2 protein-coding genes are annotated in these 3496 nt (G+C 68.3%); both read left to right on the top strand.

The window, feature by feature from the left end; translation table 11 throughout:
• Nucleotides 1-82 precede the first annotated feature (82 nt).
• Nucleotides 83-1144: a tyrosine-type recombinase/integrase gene (locus tag ABCR83_RS32425; RefSeq protein ID WP_462698847.1), complete on the top strand. Its 1062-nt coding sequence runs from the start codon at nucleotides 83-85 to the stop codon at nucleotides 1142-1144.
• Complete coding sequence (locus tag ABCR83_RS32420; RefSeq protein ID WP_462698846.1) at nucleotides 1141-3468, top strand: tyrosine-type recombinase/integrase; 2328 nt, start codon at nucleotides 1141-1143, stop codon at nucleotides 3466-3468. Before ABCR83_RS32425 ends, ABCR83_RS32420 begins: the two co-directional genes overlap by 4 nt.
• Nucleotides 3469-3496: the final 28 nt, after the last annotated feature.

The raw sequence follows: 3496 nt of genomic DNA, 5'->3' as shown, positions 1-3496 counted from the left end.
CTATCAGTTACGTGGAATCTGACCGCAGCGGAGATCATCTCCCTGCGGTACGACCACGGACTGAGGAGATGCGTTGGGCACGGTGGTGCTGGAGGAGAAGTGGCCGGTGCTCGGCCGGCACGAGCAGGCGGCCGGGTGGTTGCAGGTGTGGACCGACCTGGGGCGGGCGCCCCGGACCATCGATGCCTATGCCCGAGGTCTGGCCGAGTACCTGGAGATGTGCGAGCGGGAGAACGTCGATCCGCTGACCGCGAACCGGGCCCATATCGCTGTCTACGTACGGGAGTTGACCTCACGCCCGAGCCGTCGGGGTGCGAACGTGGTCTCGATCGACTCGGGCTCGGGTCTGGCCAACGCCACCATTCAGCAGCGCCTGGTGCCGGTCCGGCTGTTCTACGACTTCCTCATGGAGGACGGGCAGCGCGATTCCAACCCGGTCGGACGGGGCCGCTACACGCCCGGCCGTCGACGCGGCGGGCACGAGCGCGGCCTCGTGCCGAGGCTGACGAAGCTGCCCTGGATTCCCACCGAACAGCAGTGGATGGATGTCCTCGCGGTCGCTGCCGAGGAGCCGATCCGCAACCGCGTGATGCTCGCCCTCGCTTACGACGCCGCACTGCGCCGCGAAGAGCTGTGCTCCCTGCGGACCGACGACCTCGACCCGGCTCACCGAACCCTGCGGGTGCGGGCTGAGACGACCAAGAACCGGCTGGAGCGCGTTGTCCCGTACTCCGCGCCGACCGGCGTCCTGCTGTCGGGCTACCTCGCTCACCGGGCCCGGATCAGCCGGGCACGCGGACCGCTGTTCCTGTCGGAATCCCGGCGCAACCACGCCGAGCCGCTGAGCTTGTGGACCTGGTCGAAGGTGATCCGCCGGATCTCGCTGGCCGCTGATGTCCCGCGGTTCTCCACTCACACCACGAGACACCTGTGCTTGACCGACCTGGCCCGGATGGGCTGGGAACTGCACGCCATCGCTACCTTCGCCGGCCACCGCCACACCGACTCCACGCTCACCTACATCCACCTCTCGGGCCGGGACCTGGCTGACAAGCTCAACCGCGGCATGGAGCAGATCCACGGCTGGCGGGTGCAGATGCTGGCCCGCCTGGGCGAGCCCATGAAGGAGGCGGTCTCGCAGTGATCGCGCTGACCGCCGCGTCCGCCTCCACGACCGACGCGCCGCTGTCCTGGCCGTGGCCGGTTGAGCCGGGCCGCTACGACCGGCGCCCCGAACTCACCGGTGACGAGCGGGAGGCGCTTGTCTCCCTGGGAACGGATCTGCGCCGCTACCCCGGCGGCCACGATCCGCAGGCCCCGCAGTGGAAGACCGTTCGGCGGCTGCTTCGCCCGCTCGACGACGTGCGCGCATCGCTGTGGTGCCCGGATGACGGCAGCTACCGCCGCGGCGTCGACGACGCCATCGCCCTGATTCTCCTGCGCTGTGCTGCACGCCGCCGGACGGTCTGGGCCTGGTCAGCCGAGGACTGGCTCGCGCTGATCGGCGCCAGCGCCCGGCAGTTCACCGCGAACGCCCCAGGATGGGCCGAGGGAACCGCGCGCCCGTATCTGACCGCATACGCCTACCTGCTCAGCGGCTTCACCGAGTTCGACCAACTGGGCAGCTTCCGACGGCTGCCGCTGGCCTGGCGAGTGTTCGGCAAGCGTCCGGTCGACGACGCGCAACAGCAGGTTGCGCAGGTGCTTCGCGGCTGGGGCTATCAGGTCGAGGCCGGCATCGACCCACGGATCTCCCCGGTCCTGTGTCAGACCCTCCTGCTCAACCGCAGCCCGATGCTCGAAGACCTGACGACCGCGGCGTTCGACCGGATCCGTCAGCACCCCGACCTGCCGGATCGTTACATCGGCGCCCTCTACGGGATCCAGCGCGCCGTGGCCGCGCTCGGGCACTGCTCCCTGCCGCCGACTCCGTATCGCGGGCGGATGCCCGCGATCGAGGGGACCGCCCAGTCGTGGGCCGAATGGATCGAACGCTGGCACTCCACCAGCACGTTGTCGCGCAAGGTTCGAGACAACCACCGCTCCCTGCTGTCGAAGATCGGACGGTGGCTCGCCGCCGAACATCCCGAGATCACGGAGCCGACCCAGTGGACCCGCCAGACCTGCGCGGCCTGGGTCGCCGCGGTGGACAAACTCCGCGTCGGGGACTACGTCCAACGAGTCGCCAGTCACGAGAAGCGGGCAGGTCAGCCGATTACACCGCACAGCAAGTCGGGCTACCTCACCGCGACCCGCGCTTTCTTCCGCGACCTGCAGGAATGGGAGTGGATACCCCGACGGTTCGACCCCGTACGCGCGCTGTCCACGCCCCGAACCATCGCGGCAATGCTCGGCCCCGACCCGCGGGTGATAGCCGACGACATCTGGGCCAAACTGCTGTGGGCCGGGCTCAACATCGGCCCCGATGATCTACCGACCAGACTCAACAGCCTGCGCTATCCGTTCGAGCTCCTCCGGGTGCTATCCCTGACCTGGCTGTTCAGCGGCCTGCGCAGTGACGAGATCGCGCGACTTCGCGTGGGCTGTGTCCGCTGGCAGCACGAGGGGTTCCCGATCCCCGGTGACTCCGACGAGGTACTGGCACGAGACGCCGTCTGCCTGCTGGACGTCCCCACCCACAAGACCGGCACGTCGTTCACCAAGCCCGTCGACCCTCTGCTGGGCAAGGCGATCGAGGCATGGCAGGAACTGCGGCCGCAACAGCCGAAGATGCTGGACCGCAAGACCGGCGAACACGTCGATCTCCTCTTCGCGATGAGGGCCCGCCGGGTCGCCAAGACCTACGTCAACGGGACGATCATCCCGTCGCTCTGCCAGAAGGCCGGCGTCCCGACCGCCGATGTCCGGGGCAACATCACCAGCCACCGGGCCCGCTCCACGATCGCCAGCCAGCTCTACAACGCCAAGGAGCCGATGACGCTGTTCGAGCTGCAAGCCTGGCTCGGTCACCGGAGCCCGGAGTCGACTCAGCACTACGCCAAGATCACCCCAAACACGCTGGCCAGGGCCTACAACGACGCCGGATACTTCGAACGCAACGTCCGCACCATCGAGGTCCTGGTCGACCGGGACGCGGTCACCTCCGGGGCCGCCGCCTCGGGCGAGCCCTGGCAGTACTACGACCTCGGTCACGGATTCTGCACCTACACGTTCTTCGAGCAGTGCCCGCACCGCATGGCCTGCGCTCGCTGCGACTTCTACACACCGAAGGACTCCAGCAAGGGCCAGCTCCTGGAGGCCAAGGACAACCTCCAGCGCATGCTGGCGAGCGTCCCGCTCAGCGACGAGGAACGCGCCGCCGTCGACGACGGCCAGACCGCACTCGACCAGCTGCTGGAACGGCTGGTCGATGTCCCCACGCCAGCCGGGACGACACCCCGAGAGATCGGCGTCCCGGCGACCGCGACGCTCTTGCCGATCGTTGCCGTCAACCAGGGCAAAGGCTGAGCTACTTGACAAATCAGATTCCACAGAA

It is taken from the genome of Streptomyces xingningensis, from assembly GCF_054957865.1.
Note: the sequence above shows the minus strand (reverse complement) of the source record. Positions and strands in the feature narration are given on the sequence as shown.